The organism is Mixta sp. BE291, assembly GCF_031457955.1.
In the GTDB taxonomy this organism is placed as follows: Bacteria; Pseudomonadota; Gammaproteobacteria; order Enterobacterales; family Enterobacteriaceae; genus Mixta.
In genome coordinates, this window is the sequence record NZ_JAVDXN010000001.1 from 602,847 (window position 1) to 620,947 (window position 18,101).

General features: G+C 51.7%; 19 protein-coding genes. 6 read left to right on the forward strand and 13 right to left on the reverse strand.

Annotated elements, in window-relative coordinates; genetic code table 11:
• Nucleotides 1-54: 54 nt before the first annotated feature.
• Complete coding sequence (locus tag J2X14_RS02920; protein WP_352409706.1) at nucleotides 55-948, reverse strand: ABC transporter six-transmembrane domain-containing protein; 894 nt, start codon at nucleotides 946-948, stop codon at nucleotides 55-57.
• A gap of 101 nt (nucleotides 949-1,049) precedes the next feature.
• Between J2X14_RS02920 and J2X14_RS02925 the strand changes: the two genes are divergently transcribed.
• From J2X14_RS02925 to J2X14_RS02935, 3 genes are all read left to right on the forward strand, one after another.
• Nucleotides 1,050-1,625: a TetR/AcrR family transcriptional regulator gene (locus J2X14_RS02925; protein WP_352409707.1), complete on the forward strand. Its 576-nt coding sequence runs from the start codon at nucleotides 1,050-1,052 to the stop codon at nucleotides 1,623-1,625.
• 574 nt (nucleotides 1,626-2,199) lie between these two features.
• The gene (locus tag J2X14_RS02930; protein ID WP_352409708.1) at nucleotides 2,200-2,781 is read left to right on the forward strand and encodes a DUF4142 domain-containing protein; all 582 of its coding nucleotides are present in this window, start codon (nucleotides 2,200-2,202) and stop codon (nucleotides 2,779-2,781) included.
• A 326-nt stretch (nucleotides 2,782-3,107) separates the two neighbouring features.
• Nucleotides 3,108-3,746: a TetR/AcrR family transcriptional regulator gene (locus J2X14_RS02935; protein WP_352409709.1), complete on the forward strand. Its 639-nt coding sequence runs from the start codon at nucleotides 3,108-3,110 to the stop codon at nucleotides 3,744-3,746.
• A 319-nt stretch (nucleotides 3,747-4,065) separates the two neighbouring features.
• Here J2X14_RS02935 and J2X14_RS02940 read toward each other — a convergent pair whose 3' ends face one another.
• Nucleotides 4,066-4,968, reverse strand: a complete 903-nt coding sequence (locus tag J2X14_RS02940) for a LysR substrate-binding domain-containing protein (protein ID WP_352409710.1) — start codon at nucleotides 4,966-4,968, stop codon at nucleotides 4,066-4,068.
• Nucleotides 4,969-5,213: 245 nt separating this feature from the next.
• On the opposite strand from J2X14_RS02940, the gene J2X14_RS02945 reads away from it, so the two are divergent.
• Complete coding sequence (locus tag J2X14_RS02945) at nucleotides 5,214-6,056, forward strand: MBL fold metallo-hydrolase (RefSeq protein WP_352409711.1); 843 nt, start codon at nucleotides 5,214-5,216, stop codon at nucleotides 6,054-6,056.
• A 17-nt stretch (nucleotides 6,057-6,073) separates the two neighbouring features.
• On the opposite strand, the gene J2X14_RS02950 is transcribed toward J2X14_RS02945, so the two are convergent.
• From J2X14_RS02950 to ychF, 6 genes are all read right to left on the reverse strand, one after another.
• Complete coding sequence (locus tag J2X14_RS02950; RefSeq protein ID WP_352409712.1) at nucleotides 6,074-7,327, reverse strand: MFS transporter; 1,254 nt, start codon at nucleotides 7,325-7,327, stop codon at nucleotides 6,074-6,076.
• 291 nt (nucleotides 7,328-7,618) lie between these two features.
• The gene (locus J2X14_RS02955) at nucleotides 7,619-8,326 is read right to left on the reverse strand and encodes an aspartate/glutamate racemase family protein (RefSeq protein WP_352409713.1); all 708 of its coding nucleotides are present in this window, start codon (nucleotides 8,324-8,326) and stop codon (nucleotides 7,619-7,621) included.
• A 237-nt stretch (nucleotides 8,327-8,563) separates the two neighbouring features.
• Nucleotides 8,564-9,109 (reverse strand): SEN1982 family lipoprotein, encoded by a 546-nt coding sequence (locus tag J2X14_RS02960; RefSeq protein ID WP_352409714.1) that lies wholly within the window; start codon nucleotides 9,107-9,109, stop codon nucleotides 8,564-8,566.
• Nucleotides 9,106-9,654 carry a carbapenem self-resistance protein CarG family protein gene (locus J2X14_RS02965; RefSeq protein WP_352409715.1) on the reverse strand — a complete coding sequence of 183 codons (549 nt, stop codon included), beginning with the start codon at nucleotides 9,652-9,654 and terminating at the stop codon, nucleotides 9,106-9,108. The genes J2X14_RS02960 and J2X14_RS02965 overlap by 4 nt, the downstream gene beginning before the upstream one ends.
• A complete protein-coding gene (locus tag J2X14_RS02970) occupies nucleotides 9,651-10,484 on the reverse strand; it encodes an SUMF1/EgtB/PvdO family nonheme iron enzyme (protein ID WP_352409716.1) in 834 nt (277 codons plus the stop codon). Before J2X14_RS02970 ends, J2X14_RS02965 begins: the two co-directional genes overlap by 4 nt.
• A 390-nt stretch (nucleotides 10,485-10,874) precedes the next feature.
• Nucleotides 10,875-11,966: a redox-regulated ATPase YchF gene (gene ychF / locus J2X14_RS02975; protein ID WP_352409717.1), complete on the reverse strand. Its 1,092-nt coding sequence runs from the start codon at nucleotides 11,964-11,966 to the stop codon at nucleotides 10,875-10,877.
• A gap of 216 nt (nucleotides 11,967-12,182) precedes the next feature.
• On the opposite strand from ychF, the gene J2X14_RS02980 reads away from it, so the two are divergent.
• Entirely contained in the window at nucleotides 12,183-12,875 is a 693-nt protein-coding gene (locus J2X14_RS02980) for an EAL domain-containing protein (protein ID WP_352409718.1), read from the forward strand.
• 16 nt (nucleotides 12,876-12,891) lie between these two features.
• Here the strand turns inward: J2X14_RS02980 and pth are convergent, their stop codons facing one another.
• The gene (gene pth / locus J2X14_RS02985) at nucleotides 12,892-13,479 is read right to left on the reverse strand and encodes an aminoacyl-tRNA hydrolase (protein WP_249894395.1); all 588 of its coding nucleotides are present in this window, start codon (nucleotides 13,477-13,479) and stop codon (nucleotides 12,892-12,894) included.
• Between the two features lie 250 nt (nucleotides 13,480-13,729).
• On the opposite strand from pth, the gene ychH reads away from it, so the two are divergent.
• Entirely contained in the window at nucleotides 13,730-14,017 is a 288-nt protein-coding gene (gene ychH, locus J2X14_RS02990; RefSeq protein WP_352409719.1) for a stress-induced protein YchH, read from the forward strand.
• Here ychH and J2X14_RS02995 read toward each other — a convergent pair.
• From J2X14_RS02995 to lolB, 4 genes are all read right to left on the reverse strand, one after another.
• Nucleotides 14,014-15,168 carry a GGDEF domain-containing protein gene (locus J2X14_RS02995; RefSeq protein ID WP_352409720.1) on the reverse strand — a complete coding sequence of 385 codons (1,155 nt, stop codon included), beginning with the start codon at nucleotides 15,166-15,168 and terminating at the stop codon, nucleotides 14,014-14,016. The genes ychH and J2X14_RS02995 overlap by 4 nt on opposite strands.
• Before the next feature lie 220 nt (nucleotides 15,169-15,388).
• Nucleotides 15,389-16,336 carry a ribose-phosphate diphosphokinase gene (prs, locus tag J2X14_RS03000; RefSeq protein ID WP_352409721.1) on the reverse strand — a complete coding sequence of 316 codons (948 nt, stop codon included), beginning with the start codon at nucleotides 16,334-16,336 and terminating at the stop codon, nucleotides 15,389-15,391.
• Nucleotides 16,337-16,472: 136 nt separating this feature from the next.
• Nucleotides 16,473-17,336 carry a 4-(cytidine 5'-diphospho)-2-C-methyl-D-erythritol kinase gene (gene ispE / locus J2X14_RS03005; RefSeq protein WP_352409722.1) on the reverse strand — a complete coding sequence of 288 codons (864 nt, stop codon included), beginning with the start codon at nucleotides 17,334-17,336 and terminating at the stop codon, nucleotides 16,473-16,475.
• Nucleotides 17,333-17,959: a lipoprotein insertase outer membrane protein LolB gene (gene lolB / locus J2X14_RS03010; protein WP_352409723.1), complete on the reverse strand. Its 627-nt coding sequence runs from the start codon at nucleotides 17,957-17,959 to the stop codon at nucleotides 17,333-17,335. Before lolB ends, ispE begins: the two co-directional genes overlap by 4 nt.
• Between the last annotated feature and the right edge of the window lie 142 nt (nucleotides 17,960-18,101).

The following is an 18,101-nucleotide window of genomic DNA, read 5'->3' on the forward strand; positions in this document are numbered from 1 at the left end:
CGGCATTGAAATGTCCGATAATTAAGCGGGAAAGAGTAGGGCTGTATGTGATGCTCAGATCTGCCCGGTATTGACGCGGCGGCCGATATCTTTGAGCTGAGAATATTTTTCCAGCAGCTGCGGGCCATCATCCAGACTCATGGCAAACATCCACATATAGGTCATCACCGAATAGATATGCCCGGCGTCGCTGACGCCGTTTAACGCCATATTGATAAGGGTCATGGCGAACAGCAGTGCGATCACTGAACCAATCGCCAGATAACCTATCGCTTCACGATCGGAAAGGCGGATGCGCAGCCCGGCCAGTACGCCGTAATGCTTCGCCAGCGAAGGCGCTCTGGCGCTGCTGACAAAGCCTACTTCTTTTTCCAGCCGGTTATTCAGACGCACAAACAGCGCTTCATTTTTACGCGTGAAGCCGGGCAGAAAGCAGCCGAAGAAAATGAGGATCGCGATACAGACCACGCCGGTCCAGAACTCAATGACCAGCAGCATTACAGCGGCACCGATAATGGACGCCACGGAGGTGATAAGCACCGGCAGATGCTTCTCAAAAAAATCTACAAACTCACGCGAAAGGGTCACGCGTGCCGCGATAGTTGATGCGCCGTGGTTTTCACTGCGTTGAGTCATGATCACCGGCACCGCCAGCTCGGCGTAAATGCGGGCAAAAGTACGGGTATCTACGCTGCGTCGTGCCGCGCCAATCGCCCACATAGTAAAAACCATACCTGCGTATAACATAGCGTGCAGCGCCTGCCCGGAAAGAATGGCATTAATGGCAAACCCCGCCAGTAACGGGTAAAGCAGATAGGTCACGTTCTCGGCAATGACCAGCAGAAAAGTAAGCAGCAGCTTTTTACGATGTCGACGGCCTAACATTTTCAGGGTCTGAAGGGCGCTGCGTGCAGCTGCAGGTGCCGCTGGCGTTTTAAAGGTATGCATGGTTAACTTCTGTTTATGGTAGTCTTGAGCGGTTGCTCAAAATCGAAAATCAGTCTATTTGAGCGGTTGCTCAAAGTCAATCCAGGGGAATGATGAAAAATATGCCAGCCGAAAATCTTCGGACAAAAATTCTCGACGGGGCGATAGCGCTTTTTATTGATAAAGGCATTGATAAAGTGACCACGAGAGAACTTACTGAACATGTCGGTATCTCACGTAGCCATATCTATCACTACTTCCGCGACTGGGGTTCGCTCAGGCTGGAGGCGGTTGAGCGTTTTATGCAGGCCGATCTGGATGCTTTTAAACAGGCTATCGCTGATTTTGCGCCTGATGTCGCGCTTGATACCTTTATTACCAGTTTGCCTGCCACCCATGATGCCGACTGGCTGCTGTACAATTCAGTCTGGACGCAGGCCCTGCACGATCCCGCCTATGCCGATTTGGCCATGAACAACATGAACCGCTGGATTAAGCTGATAGAAAGCATCGTGGCCGCAGGCATTAGCCAGGGGCTTTATCGAAAAGTTGAGGCTGAGCGCATTGCCCGCCTGCTTGGCGCTGCGGTGAATGGCTATGCCGATATACTTAGCGTTGATCCCACTACATCAGGCTTTCTGGCGGCAAAAGAGGATTTGCGCTATTTGGCGCAGCAGCTGCTAAGCGTTGCCAAATAGGTATCGGGGCGTCACCGGTGGGGTACGTTAAGGCCGGTTATGCCGCTTAAGCTCTTAGCTCATCATATGAGATCATGACATGTTCGCGAAAAGCCTGCCGGGAGGTAAGACGTTGATAATATGCCTGCACATTACATCAAAGCCTGCACGTTTGATGACGTTTTCCTTCCCCATATTGTCAGCACATATTACTCCTGTCCGTGAGGGATATGATATTCGCGGGCGATTACAATAAAACCTTCGGGTAATTCACCGCAAAACGTGTCTTTAAAATCATCATTTACCTTACGAGAGACAGATACATCCGTCATCTGTTTCATCACGCAACAATTCCACTGATATTTCAACGTTTGCTTGTGGCACAAGACAGCCGGACGCGCACGCCTGCTCCGCGCTATGCCATTTCCGCTTGTTTGCTTTCGTGATGGCCTGCCGTCATCCGTTGAGAGCCATCACGTAAACCGCTGGCTCGAATCATTCACTATACTAACCATTGCAGTAGTCATTTACAGACGAGGCTGCGCCCGGTTAATGACCTGACATCTACACTCCCTACGACCTTCAGGAGAACAACATGCAAAAGAATAAAACCTTAAAAGGACTGCTCGTTGTATCAGCGGTAGCCGCTATGCTCAGCACCGTTGGCGTGCAAGCCCAGACGCCAACCCACGCCGCACAGCATGACGCCGCAGCTCAAAGCGGATCGAGCGCCAAACTTAGTTCCGGTGATGAAAAGGCGATAAAGGACATGGCGCAGGCCAATATTAATGAAATCGCTGCCGCTAAGATCGCGTTAAGCAAGGCCCAAAGCAGTGAAGTCAAAGCATATGCTCAGAAGATGATTGACGATCACGGTGGAGCCTTGAGCAAAGTAGAGGCGGTGGCCCAGCAGAAGGGGGTGACACTACCCACTGAGCCGGATGCTAAGCACAAAGCCATGGCCGCCACGCTGGAAAAGCAGAGCGGCGAAGAATTTGACAAGATGTATATGGAAAACGCTGGCACCAAAGATCACCGGAAGGTGTTGTCAACGCTGCAAAGCGATGCCAAAAAGCTCCAGGATGCAGATGTGAAGGCGCTGGCCGACGCACACACGCCGGTGGTTGAGCAGCATCTCAAGGCTGCTGAGCAGATGTTAGTGAAATCAGGTAAATAAACCGGTCGTTCGGTGGACACACAGTCCTGCGGCCCGAACGACATTTATTCATTGCCCTGTATAACGCAAACCTTGCGAAGGACCGCCTCTGATCATGCTGTATCAGACCGCAGCCAGACAGCGCTGCTGAACAGGCTATAGCTAAAAAACCAATCAGAACGTTCCCGCACAAATCGTTATGCTGCCCTTAATGCTGTGGATACTGCTGAAGCGGACGCACGGCATATATAAAGGGCAGCCAGGTTGAGTTTACAAGATAAGTAAAAATAATCTTTTCAATTGTAGATTGGACGATCTACAATTGATTTTCAACTGAGGAGAAGCATATGAAACCCGCTCCAGGCAGACCCAGAGAGTTCGATCCAGAAGAATTTCTCAACACAGCGCTTGAATGCTTTTGGCAGAAAGGATATCGGGCAACCTCTATGTCTGACCTGATGAAAGCCTCAGGCCTGGCAAGCGCCAGCATTTATAAACTTTACCCAGATAAGCGGGCTATCTACCTCGCTGCCTTGCAGCAATATATGGATGAAGGCGTTTCAAGAGGCATAAAACGAGATGCTGATTTATCGCCAGAAGCGGCACTGCGTGAAACGCTCGAATTTGCAGCGCTATTATCCTCTGCTCCTGGTGGGGAGAAAGGCTGCTTTACCATTGCTGCTGCCAGCGAGCTTTTACCCGGCGATGAACAGGTCAAAGACAAGGTTGTATATAAATTTCACAGCATAATTAACCAACTGGAGAAAATTTTAATTAAGGGGCAGGCACAGCAAGTCTTCAGAATGGATGAAGAGGCAAGGGTAATGGCAATGAGCATCTTTATGATGCTGGAAGGAATGCGGGTATATGGAAAAATTCAGCCAGATATCGCAGACCTCAGGAAGAGTAACGAATTTATCGTCAGGTCGGTGCTGTTAAACAGATCTGCTGATGACAAAGCGTTGTCAATAAAGGTATCAACATGATGCTGATAGGCACAATCGTTCGGCGTCGAAAAAGAAGAAAAACCATGGTTGTGCTTGAATATGAAGACGGCATCGCCTTATGCGCCTGGATCGATAAAGGTCGATTTTATAAAAGGCGTTTTCCCGTGTCTCAATTAAAGACGTGCATAGGCTATTCGAATTTTTGGCCGCTAACCTGAGCTATCTCCTAATCGTTTTCCGCTTTTATTCCAGGGCAGCATTGTTATCTGTCATCTCAGTGATGCAGAGAACAGGATTATGCTTATCTTATACAGGCGAGAAGCAGACATAACATTATGCTTTTTAGCGCTAAACATAGTTAAATCAGCACGTCTGCAGGGCTATTCATTTCAGCCAGCAACCAGCGTTCAAAATCCTCTACCGCCGCTTCATTTATTCCTGTTTCCGAGGGCTTTACTAAACAGAAATTTTTGCTCAGGTTTGCTGATACCGGCCAGGGTGAAACCAGCATGCCGCTACTCAATTCATTCTCAATATACATGCGTGGTACCAGTGCTACGCCTTGCCCCGCCATTACGGCGGCTATTGCCATTTCATGAAGATCATAGCGAACGCCCTGAGCCGGATTATCAAGGATTATCTCTCTTTCCTGCGCATAGCGATGCCAGGCATCCGGATTCTGTCGACGATGAATCCGCGGCAGTTCGTTTAACTGTTTATTGACGTCTTTATCTATTAACAGTGCAGGGTGGCACACCGGCACCAGTTTTTCCTGAAACAAGAATTGCATACGCATGCCTGTCCATGCGGGATGTTCAAAGTGAATGACGGCGTCAAAGCCGCTTCCGGACAAAATGAAAGGATCCGTTCTGGCCGCAATATTCAAGGTGATATCCGGATGTAGCGCTTTAAAGCTGTTCAGGCGGGGAATAAGCCATCGACTGGAAAAGGTCGGCAGGACGGCAATATCCAGACTCTTATTACCTTCAGGCATGCCCATGATGTATTGCGTATCTCTTTCGAGTCGTTCGAGCGTTTCACGGACGTGATGCGCGTAACGTGCACCCACAGGATTAAGCTTTACGCGGCTTCCCGTGCGGTCAAATAAACGACAGTTCAGCAAGGATTCAAGACGCGCAATTTGACGGCTAATAGCGCCTTCTGTCAGCGACAGCTCCTTTGCTGCGCGCGCAAAATTGCCGTGCCGCGCGGCGGCATCAAAGGCCTGAAGGGAAGTGCTGCTGGGTAGCTTTCTGCGCATAAAACCTTCCCTTTCTCAGGGCATCTGATTTAGCTACATTGATTTAATGTCATCGATACGTGACATATTATCGTTTTAACGCGGTAAAAGCAGCTTGTAGCATGCATAAAAGTCACTGAGCAGGCTTATTTGATGAACCTTTTACATCGCAGTTGCAGCGCTCTGCGCTGTGAAATTTTCGGCGCAGAACGAAAAAATGTTCATCCCCTCTTTACCAATGTCATGAAACTGATCCTGAGGCATTTATGAACCATCCTGTTTTTCCATTTCGTCAGATTGGCGATTTTCAGATCACCGCGCTGAGCGACGGCAACATGGCCGCCAGTCTGGATCTCTTGTCCGGTATTGAACCAACGGATGCAGGCGTTATTCAGCATTATGCCGGGATCGCTGAGGCCGGCGATATTCATATAAATTGCTATCTTATTCGCGGGCGGGGGAGGACGATTTTGGTTGATACCGGCGCAGGGATGCTGAACAACGTGGGAGGGCAGCTCAAAGCAAACCTTGCAGCAGCTGGGGTCAGCCCTGACGATGTAGACACTATCTTATTGACCCACTGCCATCCGGACCATATTGGCGGCCTGCTCGATGCTGAAAAACAGCCAGTCTATAAATATGCTGAAATTATTCTGCATCCTCGTGAAGCGGAACACTGGTGGGATGATAAAAAACGGGAAATAGCCAATGAGCGCGGGCAACATAATTTCAGGCTGGTGCGCCAAACGTTACAGGCTTATGCGCCGAAGGTGAGCTTTTTTAACGGGGAAAACATCGCCGACGGCATTCTTCCGGTATGGTTACCGGGCCACACGCCGGGCCATACAGGGTTTCGCATTGATTCGGGTGGACAAAGCTTATTAATATGGGGAGACATCGTCCATTACCCTCATATTCAGTTGGCCCGACCGGCCGTTTCCATTTTGTTTGACTGCGATCCCGCGCTGGCCGAAGAGACGCGGAAAAACGTTCTGGAACAGGCGGTCAGAGAAAAGCTACTCATTGCTGGTATGCATTTAGGCCCAGCCGGGTTTGCTCAGGTTCTCAGCGCTGGCAATGGCTATGGCATTTCCTGGTCAACGGAATGAATATGCCTGGGCTTTTATTATGAGTCCTGCAAACGTGTCAGCATGCTAATCCGGCAGGCATAAACGATCGCGCATAACAAGAGACTGAGCAATGCGGTGCAGATAAATACCCCTGCGCCGGTCATCGCCAGCATCACACCACCGATTAACGGCCCGGCAGCGATCCCCAGCGTCGACAGCATGGAGGCACCCAAATAGGCACCACGATGCGCTGCCGGTGCCAGCTGATCGAGTAAAATGTTCAGGTTGGGCATCAGAATCGCTTCCCCCAGACTGAACACCCCGGTGACCATCAGCCAGGGCCAAATTTCTGTCGAACGTATGGAAAAAAAACAAAGCTGCGATAACGCGAAAATCATGCCGCCCAGAAGAATGCGTTTTGGCAGGGAGGCCCGTGTCAGAAATCGCATAATAAAAGTCTGGAATACCAGTACGGTACAGGCGTTAGTGACCAGGATCAGGGTAATCAACTTAACCGCCGCGTTGCCGTCAAGTAAAAGGAGATACTGCGGCAGGATGGCTTCGTAATGGATAAAAACCACGCTGCACAAAATGCTGCACAGCAGCGCCGCAAGGTAGGTTTTATCCCTGGCGATAATGCCTGCCACCTGGCGCAGCTTAAGCGTCGGCTCGCTGCCGGTCTGTTCCTCACCCAGCAGTTTACCCGCAGGAATAAACAGCAGCACGTAGACAAAAAAAGGCAGATAGGAGAGCCCGGTTATCAGGAATGTTCCTTTTTGCGATGTCAGGCCAAACATGATCCCCACCAGCGGGCCAAATACCGCCGCGACGTTGATCAGGTAGTAACGCATTTGCAGGGCCAGGGCACGACGACGACGGTCACCCAGCAAATCACTCATCAGTGCGCGCAGCGGCGGATCTACCCATGCAAAGGAAACCCCAATGATCATCAGGCCGATGATAAACAGGCCCATTCCGGTTGCCTGCGCCAGGGTGATATAGCCTACGGCGGAAAACGCACAACCCAGCAAAAGAATAACGCGGCGTCCCAGCCTGTCCGAAATCTGCCCGCCATACATACCGAGCACCACCGAGAACAGCGCGCTGCTGGTCATCGCCACGCCAATGGCGATCGGCGACATATGGTAGTTCTGCGTCATGATCACGGCGATAAACGGCCAGGCCATAAAATAGCTGAAACGTATGACGAGCGTAAAAAAGAGCAACGCATGGACCGTCGCCGGAAAGGATTTTAGCGTCTGGAACAGACCCGGTGCCGCACAAACTTCAGCGGCGGGTTTCGTCGTCATAAGGTATCCTTTTAATTGCTTTTATTTACCCGCAGCGAGGCTATGGGCGATAAGCGATTAAATATTAATAAGATTATTCTTCATCAGCCGCAATGAAAATGTTAATAAAGTGTTTAATTCGCCAGCTTGTGACGTAATGATCCGTTGTGGCAGGGAAATATAAGGGAAAGGGTGAAACAAAGAGGAAAATGCGGAAGTTACTACTGAATTTAACGGCGACCCGCTACGGGCAGCCGGTTTGGAAAGAGTGAGCAGCAGACATTTGGCAGGCAGATATTATAATTAACGCTTTTAACCGCCTTCAGAAAATTGTCTGAAGCGTGTAATCGTTGCTCTGGAAAGACTTGAGGCTGTGTCCACGATAACAAAGCTCAAGGGTTTTTCAGTTATCAAAGGGCTAAGATCTGTACAGGCAATCAGAAGCGCTTCCACCTTATTGTTTTCGATTACCGCCATTATATTCTGCCACGCTGACTGAACATCTTTATCGAGAAAACCTTTAGTTTTAACCAGCCCGATAAGCGATGTCGTCATTTCACGCAGCTCTGGGAAATCAATAATCACTTTGCCTGCAGCCCTTAAGCGGTCATGGTAAAAGCCCGCCTCAAGTGTTGGTTTTGTAGCCAGAATAGCTATTTTGGTTGCTTCTGCAGGCATCGACTCCAGAGCGCAGTCTGCAATATGAAGCAGTGGAATACCTGCGCTCGCTTCCTGCATTTCAGCAAAGTAGCAGTGTGCAAGATTACACGGAATGGCAATCAAACTGACTTTTGCCTGGACGAGTTCAGATATACCCCGTTTCAAGGTAGCGATCATCGCCTTATCATCAATTTCCTTGCCGGGCCAGAAAGGTGTAGGTAACGAGATAATATGCATTTTAGGAAAATCCATATCGTATCTTGCGCCATATTTGATCTGGCAGTCAGTCACAAGCATATCAATGAAGGGGGCAGTAGAGCGGGGGCCCATACCTGCAAGAACACCAATGGAAACGTTCATCTTCCGTAACTCCTTTTAAACTTTTTTCGCACCAGACAAATTATTCCCTGTACTGTCAGGATAGGTTCTGACTTAAAGGTAAGCACCAGATACAGGCTTTGAAAATATAACCGCTGCTGAAGCTGTTAAGAACAGCCAGCTCCGGCGTGGGGGCATTGCTGCAATGTCAGTCTTTACATGATTAAAAGAAGTCGCTTACAAAATGGTAAGTCCCAAAACCTGTTTCAGACCCATCTGCTAGTACAGTAAATCAAGCTGTTCAGGTTCACTGATAAGCCGAAGATTTCCCTGAGTGTCGGTATTAAACTGGGCCTGATAACGCACTGAATCAACCCCCATGACTAAATTATCGAGATCGGTATTGGCAACGCGCACTGAGTGATTTTTCGCCCAGGCGGGCAGGGCACGGATATAATAGGTAAAGGTCACATCGGTAACGCCTGCGTTATCTGTCGAGACAGCCTTTATGGCTCTGACGCGCATGGTTCCATAGCAGAAATCATGATATTTAGTGAACGAAGCTTGCCCGTAAGGGGTTAGCTCCCAGATTTTCCTTCCTGCTTTCACATGAGAGGTAATCAGGCCAGCATCGGCAAGCGCCTCCATTTTTGCATTAATCCACCGGTCGGTGCCTGCTCTTATTGAAACCGGCCACTGCTTCTCCCCCAGGCAGAGAGACTGCTGATTAAGCGACTGCTGTATCAGAACATGATACTGATTTTTGCCCCCCGCATGACAGCAGAACGGCAGGAAAAAAAGCAAAATCCCTGTGATACGTTTCAACGAAATTTCTCCATGTCCAGAATCTGAAAAGCTTCATTCACTTCATCAAAAGTTTGTTCAGTGAGATAAATCCCCGCGGGATCCCAGTAAAAAACAGACGTCCCGGGATCGTCGTTATTTTCCTCCAGACGGAATCGTGAAAACCTAACACGCGATTTATCGGTAAGGTCTCCATCACCAGAGCTGCCGGCATATTTGACAGCCCTGATAAGGTAAACCCGTTTTTTATAGCAGTGAAGTTCTGTGCCGCTTACCTTAAGGGTCGATGCTGACAGTCTTAAATCTGTCCAGGTAAAGCCATCGTCGTCCGGGACCGGGACAATAAACCAGTTTTGTCCTTGTCTGATAAAGATGTTGAGGGTTTCACTGGGATGAGACGTATTATTGTCGTAAGTGGCGGAAAAGACAGAGTCAAGTATGCCGTCATCATTCAAATCAATGCTGTTCAGCCCTTTCTTCAGGTAAATATGGGTGTCTGACTGTGATGAAGCCGGAAGGCTTATCAGCATGGCCGCCAACATTATAAAAGGAATCTTCAGTTTCAAAATTTCCGCACCAGTCTGAAGCCGGTGTCCGGCAGGGCATAGCCGGCGCTGTGCGTGTCGCAGCTGGTCAGACTGCCCGTATGCAACAAGAAGCTGCCGCCACAAAAGTAATACATTTTCACGCCAGAAAGGGTATCGAAAGCATCAACCCATTCCGACACGTTACCGCTCATATCATACAGACCGAGCGCATTAGGCCGCAGGCTTTTCACACGGGTAGTACCAAAATGCGGATCGTTGAAGTCAGGAAACCAGGCGACAGCTTTTGCGTTGTTACTGCCAGCGAATCTGAAACCATAAGAAGCCTTTTCCAGGGCGGCCTTTCCTCCACGGGCGGCAACCTGCCATTCCTCAATTGTGGGTAAGCGGTAACCATTAGCCTGAGTATCCTGTGTAAATTCGTAATGGGAGCTGTCGCGCGCCGGGACGCCCTGCTTATTGAGATAGACGGGTCTCAGCCCCGCCTTTTCGCTCAGGGCATTAGCAAAAATCACCGCATCTGACCATTCAACACTGGTAACCGGATGTGCGCCGTTGTCTGTATCCGCCGGCAGGCAATCCTCGTAAGCAGCTCCGTTACATCCGGCACCGAATGCATAACCACGCTCAAGAGCCCACTCCTGAATATCTGAATAAAGCCGGTAGGTAACTTCAGTACGCATAATCCTGAAAGAATTCAGCGTGATGTTGGCATGTGCTGCATAGTCATGTTGACCAAAAACGTTACCGGCATAATATTTGCCACCGGCAACCACAATTTCATCAGGAGACTGTGTTGCAGCGGCAAATGCGGAAAAGGCAGATAACAGGCAGAGGATTTTATTTTTCACAGAGCCATCCTGGCTGATTAATATGACCATTCACATGGCTGGGTTTCAACGCCGCTAAACTATAGCAACGTTATATGCCCAAAGTTAAGAATATTAAGCAAGTAAGCTCAGACGTTCTTTCCTGCAATGCCGGATTTTCAACCCGCTTGTACCAACTGGCAAAGGCAATATACTGCAATTTTAACAGCGTTTTCACTCACAGCTTGAATTTGCCATAAAAGGTGTGTCGCAGGCGTTCTGTCAGCGTCCGCACTATGCACAAACCACACCGTCAGCGACGTCCGCTATTGGGGCCATTAAGCACCGCCCATAAAAAAATCCACGCCAAGGCGTGGATTTTTAGCGCTTGTCGCATCAGGGAATCGTACTGCGATCCCTGAAACAACAAAATTAGACGTTAAACAGGAAGTTCATCACATCGCCATCTTTAACGATGTACTCTTTACCTTCTGAACGCATTTTACCGGCTTCTTTCGCACCTTGTTCACCTTTGTAGGTGATAAAATCTTCAAACGCGATGGTTTGTGCGCGGATGAAGCCTTTCTCAAAGTCGGTGTGGATCTTACCGGCCGCCTGCGGCGCAGTGGCGCCGACAGGAATCGTCCAGGCGCGCACTTCTTTTACGCCAGCGGTGAAGTAGGTCTGCAGGTTTAGCAGCGCATAGCCCGCGCGAATCACACGGTTCAGGCCCGGCTCTTCCAGGCCCAGCTCCGCCATAAACTCAGCGCGATCTTCATCTTCCAGCTCGGCGATATCAGATTCCACGGCGGCGCAAACCGGCACCACCACTGAACCTTCCTGCTCCGCGATAGCGCGCACCTGATCCAGGTAAGGGTTATTCTCGAAGCCGTCTTCATTGACGTTAGCGATATACATGGTTGGCTTCAGCGTCAGGAAGCTCAGATAGCGGATGGCCGCTTTCTCGTCTTCATCCAGCGCCAGGGCGCGCAGCATACCGGCATTTTCCAGGTGCGGCAGGCATTTCTCCAGCGCCGCCTGCTCCAGCTTAGCGTCTTTATCGCCGCCTTTGGCTTTCTTCTGTACGCGCTGCAGGGCACGTTCACAGGTATCAAGGTCAGAAAGCGCCAGCTCAGTATTAATGACGTCAATATCTTCCGCCGGATCGACTTTGCCGGAAACATGAATGATATTGTCGTTTTCAAAGCAGCGGACTACGTGGCCAATCGCTTCGGTTTCACGGATATTGGTCAGGAACTGGTTACCCAGGCCTTCGCCTTTGGATGCCCCTTTAACCAGACCTGCGATATCCACGAATTCCATGGTGGTCGGGATAATACGCTGCGGCTTAACGATTTCCGCCAGCTTATCGAGACGTGAATCAGGCATTGGCACCACGCCGGTATTAGGCTCAATGGTACAGAACGGGAAGTTTGCTGCTTCGATGCCCGCTTTGGTTAACGCATTGAACAGAGTGGATTTACCCACGTTAGGCAGGCCCACGATACCGCATTTGAATCCCATGTTTGAATCACCTTAATTGCTGAGATAACCGGACAATAACCGTTGCCGGTAATGACATGAAAAATTTGCCGCTATTATACACGTAATTATGGCCCGGATGCGGCTGATTTCATCCTCAGCCTGCGGGAAAACGCGTATTAAATCGGCAATTGTGCGGATTGTTGCTGATAATAAGAATGAGGCGTAACGAGAGGCAGGAGGCGCAACCCGTTTTCTATGAGCAAGCTGCAACAGCCGCTGGAAATAATGTGCGACGTGCTGCATACGCCTGCCGGGCGTATCGTTGCGCTTGATCTGCACTATGATGAGCCGCACTCGGGGGCATACCGCAGCGTGCTCGGTCGGCTGAAGCTGGATTCCCTCTCCACGGCGCAGCGGGAAGAGATGCTGATCCATCAGCTGCTGAGCCTGGAAAGCATGTCCGCTTTGCTGCATCAGCGTCAGTGGCTCTGCTCAATTACGCTTGATTTTGCGCTGGCGCAGCGGGTTACCGAGTCGGCGTTTATTCGCCATGCGTTGCAGCATCTGCCTTTTTTACGCCTGTCGCTATCGGAAGCCTTTCCCAATCTGCACGATGGCGGTGATAACCCGTTAATCCGTACGCTGAGCGAACAGCTGAATATCTTATGGCTGAGTGATTTGGGGGCGGGGTATGCAAATCTGAATGCGGTGCAAAGCCACATCTTTGAAGCGGTGCGGCTGGACCGGCGCTTTTTTGCCGAAAACGTGCATAAATCGATGTTTGTGGTGCTGCTGCGGCAGATTATGCAGATGACCAACCGCCTGATCGTGGATGGCGTGGAGAATGAGGCGCAGCGGGCGATGCTGGAGCAGCAGGGCGTTTGGGCGTTGCAAAACTACCTTTACGCGCCGCTGCCGCTCAGTAAAATCGCTGACCTGCCGGGTTAATGCGCCAGGCGAAAAATTAGCCCGCCTTGTAGCTGTGCAGGCGGTTCATCGCTTTCAGCAGATCGTCCTTTAACCAGACTTCCGTACAGCGCGCCGCCTCGTCAACGGCGTTATCGATCAGTGTTTGCTCTGAGGCGGGCGGTTTGCCCAGCACAAAACCCACCACTTTATTACGATCGCCAGGATGGCCGATACCGATGCGCAGGCGATGAAAATTGGGATTATTGCCCAGCTTGCTGATGATATCTTTCAGGCCGTTATGCCCGCCGTGTCCGCCGCCCAGCTTGAATTTCGCCACGCCCGGCGGCAAATCAAGCTCATCATGGGCCACCAGAATCTCTTCCGGGGCGATACGATAAAAGGTCGCCATCGCCGCCACCGCTTTACCGCTCAGGTTCATAAAGGTGGTCGGCACCAGCAGCCGCACATCTTTCCCCGCCACGTTAAGCCGCGCGGTATAGCCAAAAAATTTACTCTCTTCTTTCAGGGACTGATTATGGCGCTCTGCGAGCAAATCCACATACCAGGCGCCAGCATTATGGCGCGTTGCGGCGTATTCGGCGCCAGGGTTGGCGAGGCCAACAATCAGCTTAATCTCACTCACGGGGTTGTTCCTGCTTAAAACCGAAGGGCGATAGTGTAGCGACCTGGGGGGCAGAATACAAAGCGGGTCGCCTATTTAGTTACGCAAGGTAATAATATCTTTTCTATATAAATACAGCGGCTTATCGATAAAATTTGTCAAACAGTGGTTAAAATGTGTGATCGTGCGCGCAACGAACAGCGGGGCCATCTCCTAAGCTTATGATGGTTTAACAGTATGTGCTGTGCAGCCCACAAAAAGGAGGCAGGGGATGAAACGTAAAAACGCAATGATTGCCGGTAATGGCTTAATGGGGGTGGGGTTAGTGACCATGATTGTTGGCATCAGCTATGCGGTACTGAATGAGCTGCCGCAGCTCCAGTTGCCGCCCATGTTTACGCCGCTGGCGATCCTGAGTATTTTCATCGGCGCTCTGCTGTGGCTGGTGGGCGCACGTGTGAGCGGCCGGGAAAAAGTGGCCGATCGCTACTACTGGCTGCGCCACTGTGGCGATCAGCGTTGCCGTCGCGCCTCACACCATCGTCCTCACTCCCACTAAACGCTGAGGCTCTCCAGCGTCGCGGTCTGCGGCGCTGAAGTCATCAGCTCAATACGGTTGCGCCCGTTCGCTTTTGCCGCGTAAAGCGCCTTGTCCGCCATCATCATTAACGATGAAAAACTGTGGGTTCGTCCGGCGGCAATGCCAATACTCACCGTATATTCGATATTATCCGGGCGGGAAACCATCGCCAGCAGCCGGATCTCTTCACATAAACTCTGCGCTTTCGCCACGTCGCCGATAAACAGCGCGGCAAACTCCTCACCGCCCAGCCGGGAAAAGGTGCATTCCGCAGGCAAAACGTTCTCTGCGACGCGGCAAAAATCCAGCAATACCCGATCGCCCTGATTATGACCATAACGATCGTTAATGCTTTTAAAGTGGTCGAGGTCGAATACCAAAGCGACAAGAGGCTGTTGCTTTTGCGCACTTTTTTTCTCGGCGAGGCCTGCCTGAGCAAACAGCGCGCGACGGTTCCAGACGCTGGTCAGCGGATCGCGCAGCGAAGCCTGCTTGTAGCGTATCTGCGTGCGCTCATTCACCATTGCCAGAATAGTAAACGTCAGGCCGATGACAAACAGCGTTGACTCCAGAATAACGTAGCTGGAAAAAGGGCTGTCGGTGCCGTGACCATGTGCGCCGCTGTCGAAACACATGCGCGAGAGATGGAAAAACAGATGAAAACAGAGCAGCAGCTGGGCAGGCCAAAAGGTGATCTGCAAGCAGGCGCGTGAGCGGGTTAACATCATAATCAGCGCAACGGTATAGCTGATGCACAACAGGCAGCTCACCATAATGCGTTTCGGCATTGAGTGATAAAACGAAGGAAAGCAGCAGAGCAGCGCCCAAAGCAGGGCACCAAACAGCCAGCTGAATCCTGGCCGCAGCCCGGCAAACACCCGGAACGCGTTCAGCCACATGCCGTAGGCCAACATTACCAGCGTGTTGCCGACCGCCACCGGCAAAAACAGATGACCGTGACCGCGCAGGCTGCCGAGCCATACCGAGGCCATGGTGGCGACAATCGCCATGGCAGTAAACCCCAGCACCCGATCGTACTGCGCGCCGCTCCAGGCAAAAATCATGATTATGCTCAGAAAGCCCAGCACATAGAGTTCACAGATAAACAGTGTGTAGACATCAAGTGCCATAAACGCGCTTCCCCATAAAAAACCGCAGCAAAATATCACGACTCGCCGGTTGTCAAAAGCGCTTAACGCAGCGGTAAAAAGCGAACGCCTGTAACTTTACGCGTTTTGTCCAGAATCGATCGCGGGATTAGCTATACGCGCCGCAGGCTTATCTGCAGATAGCACAAAGGTTTAGGTAAAAAAAAACCGGGCCGAAGCCCGGTTTTCAACCTGTCAGCGATTAATGTTCAAACATCGCAGAAATAGACTCTTCATTACTGATGCGGCGAATCGCTTCAGCCAGCATGCCGGAAAGGGTCAGGGTGCGCACGTTTGGCAGCGCCTTGATCTCGTCGGCCAGCGGGATGGTGTCGCATACGATAACTTCATCGATCACCGAGTGACGCAGGTTTTCCGCTGCGTTGCCTGAGAAGATCGGGTGGGTGGCATAGGCGAAGACACGTTTGGCGCCGCGCTCTTTCAGCGCTTCAGCCGCTTTACACAGCGTGCCGCCGGTATCGATCATATCATCAACCAGCACGCAGTCGCGGCCTGCCACGTCACCAATAATATGCATAACCTGAGAAACGTTAGCGCGCGGACGACGTTTATCAATAATGGCCATATCGGTATCGTTAAGCAGCTTCGCGATAGCACGGGCGCGAACAACGCCGCCGATGTCCGGGGAAACCACAATCGGATTTTCCAGGCCCATCTGCAGCATATCTTCCAGTAAAATCGGGCTACCGAACACGTTATCGACCGGAACGTCGAAGAAGCCCTGGATCTGTTCTGCGTGCAGGTCCACTGTCAGCACGCGGTCAACGCCGACGCTGGAAAGGAAGTCCGCAACCACTTTAGCGGTGATCGGCACGCGTGCTGAACGAACGCGACGGTCCTGACGAGCATAGCCAAAGTAGGGGATGACAGCGGTAATACGACCAGCGGAAGCGCGACGCAGCGCGTCTACCATGACAACCAGCTCCATCAGGTTATCGTTAGTAGGGGCACAGGTGGACTGGATGATGAAAATATCACCACCGCGTACATTTTCGTTGATTTGTACGCTCACTTCACCATCACTGAAACGACCGACGGCGGCGTCGCCCAGGCTGGTGTAAAGGCGGTTGGCAATACGTTGTGCTAGTTCCGGGGTGGCGTTACCAGCAAAAAGCTTCATATCAGGCACGAGAAGAACCTCAGGCTTTGCGTCCAGAGAATGCAAACAGGCGAACGGCAACGGGCGCGCTATATCCGTCGCGTGCGTGCATACGGGTGTATTAAAGCGTTCTGTGCAGCATCAGGAACAGGGTGACACTGTCACATCACGCCAGGTGCCCGGAAAGAATGCGATGGAGAGGCGAAAGGTTTACGCCTTGCGCCACGAATCCCTGCATCCCGTTCGGGGCCAGCTCAAGCACCTGACGGGCAGCGGACTCGGTGTCGAATTCTGCAAACACACAAGCGCCGGTTCCTGTCAGGCGCGACGGCGCGTATTCTAGCAGCCAGGAAACAAGCGCATCAACCTCGCGAAAACGTTTTCTTACGACTGTCTCACAATCATTGCTGAAAGGGGCCTGTAACAGCGCAGCAAATGAGCGTACCGGCGAATTACGCGACAGTTCAGGATCGTTAAACACGTGCGGCGTAGAAACCGAGACGCCAGGGTGCGCCACCAGATACCATTTCTCTGGCGGCGTAGCGGGTTGCAACGCCTCGCCCACGCCTTCAGCGAAAGCGGCGTGACCGCGCACAAACACCGGCACATCGGCACCCAGCTGCAGCCCCAGCGCACACAGCGTGTCGGTGTCCAGCCCGGTCTGCCACAGATGATTAAGCGCGACCAGCACCGTAGCGGCGTTGGACGAGCCGCCGCCCAGCCCGCCGCCCATCGGCAAGCGCTTCTCAATGGCGATATCCGCGCCCGCCTGCGGCGGCAACGTGCCGCGTTCGGCAGCGGCGTGCATTAACAGCCGCGCGGCGCGCACGATAAGGTTATCTTCATGCGCCACGCCGACCACCGGCGTTAATAAACGGATCTCGCCATGCGCGTGCGGCGTAATCTCCAGGCTGTCGCCATAATCGAGAAACTGAAACAGCGTTTGCAGATTGTGGTAGCCGTCAGCACGACGGCCGGTGATATAGAGAAACAGATTAAGTTTCGCCGGTGCAGGCCAGGTGGTGATCATTGTACGGTCCAGCTATCCATGCGCAGTTTAATGCGTTTATCGCCCTGTTTAAGCTCAATGCTGGCAGGCAAGGCGGGGTTAACCTTGTTGTCATAGCCCTGAATGGTGACATCCCACTGCAGCCCGTTGCGGCTGTAGCTCAACGTACGCAGCTGATATTGCTCATCCAGCGTGAAGTCGGTGGCGTCGCCCGGCAGGCCAAGCATCCACTGCCGCAGGTTCGCCAGCGGAATATCCATGCCGGTCAGCTGAGAGATCATTTTCTCCGCGTCGTTGCTGACGTAGCGTTTGCCTTTGTTATCCACCAGCTGCACCGTTTCGCCCTGCGCATCCAGCTGCAGCTCCGTGCTGCCGAGCGGGTTGGTCAGCAACAGGCGATAGCGGTCAGGCGCGGTCTGCTGCCAGTTAAAGCGCGCGTAAACCTTTTGCCGATCGGAAAGCCAGGCGAAAGCGCCGCGTGTTTGATACTGCGTAATTTTTTGTACCGCCTGCTGATGCTGCTGCCACTGCGGGGAGGTCGGGCTTTGACCGGGGCCTTGTGGTTTATTGATGGTACAGGCCGCCAGCAACACGCTGGCAAGGGGTAACAGTCGCAAAGGGCGACGGATAAACGAGTCAAACACCGGATCTTCTCCTCAAACACTTTTTTAACGCCAAACGAGTAACGCTAATCATTCACCTGTTACCCGTCAACGTCAGATTGTCGAAATTTAGTCTTATCAGCTATATCTTATTACAGTCATAGTCTTTGTATGGCTTTTCATG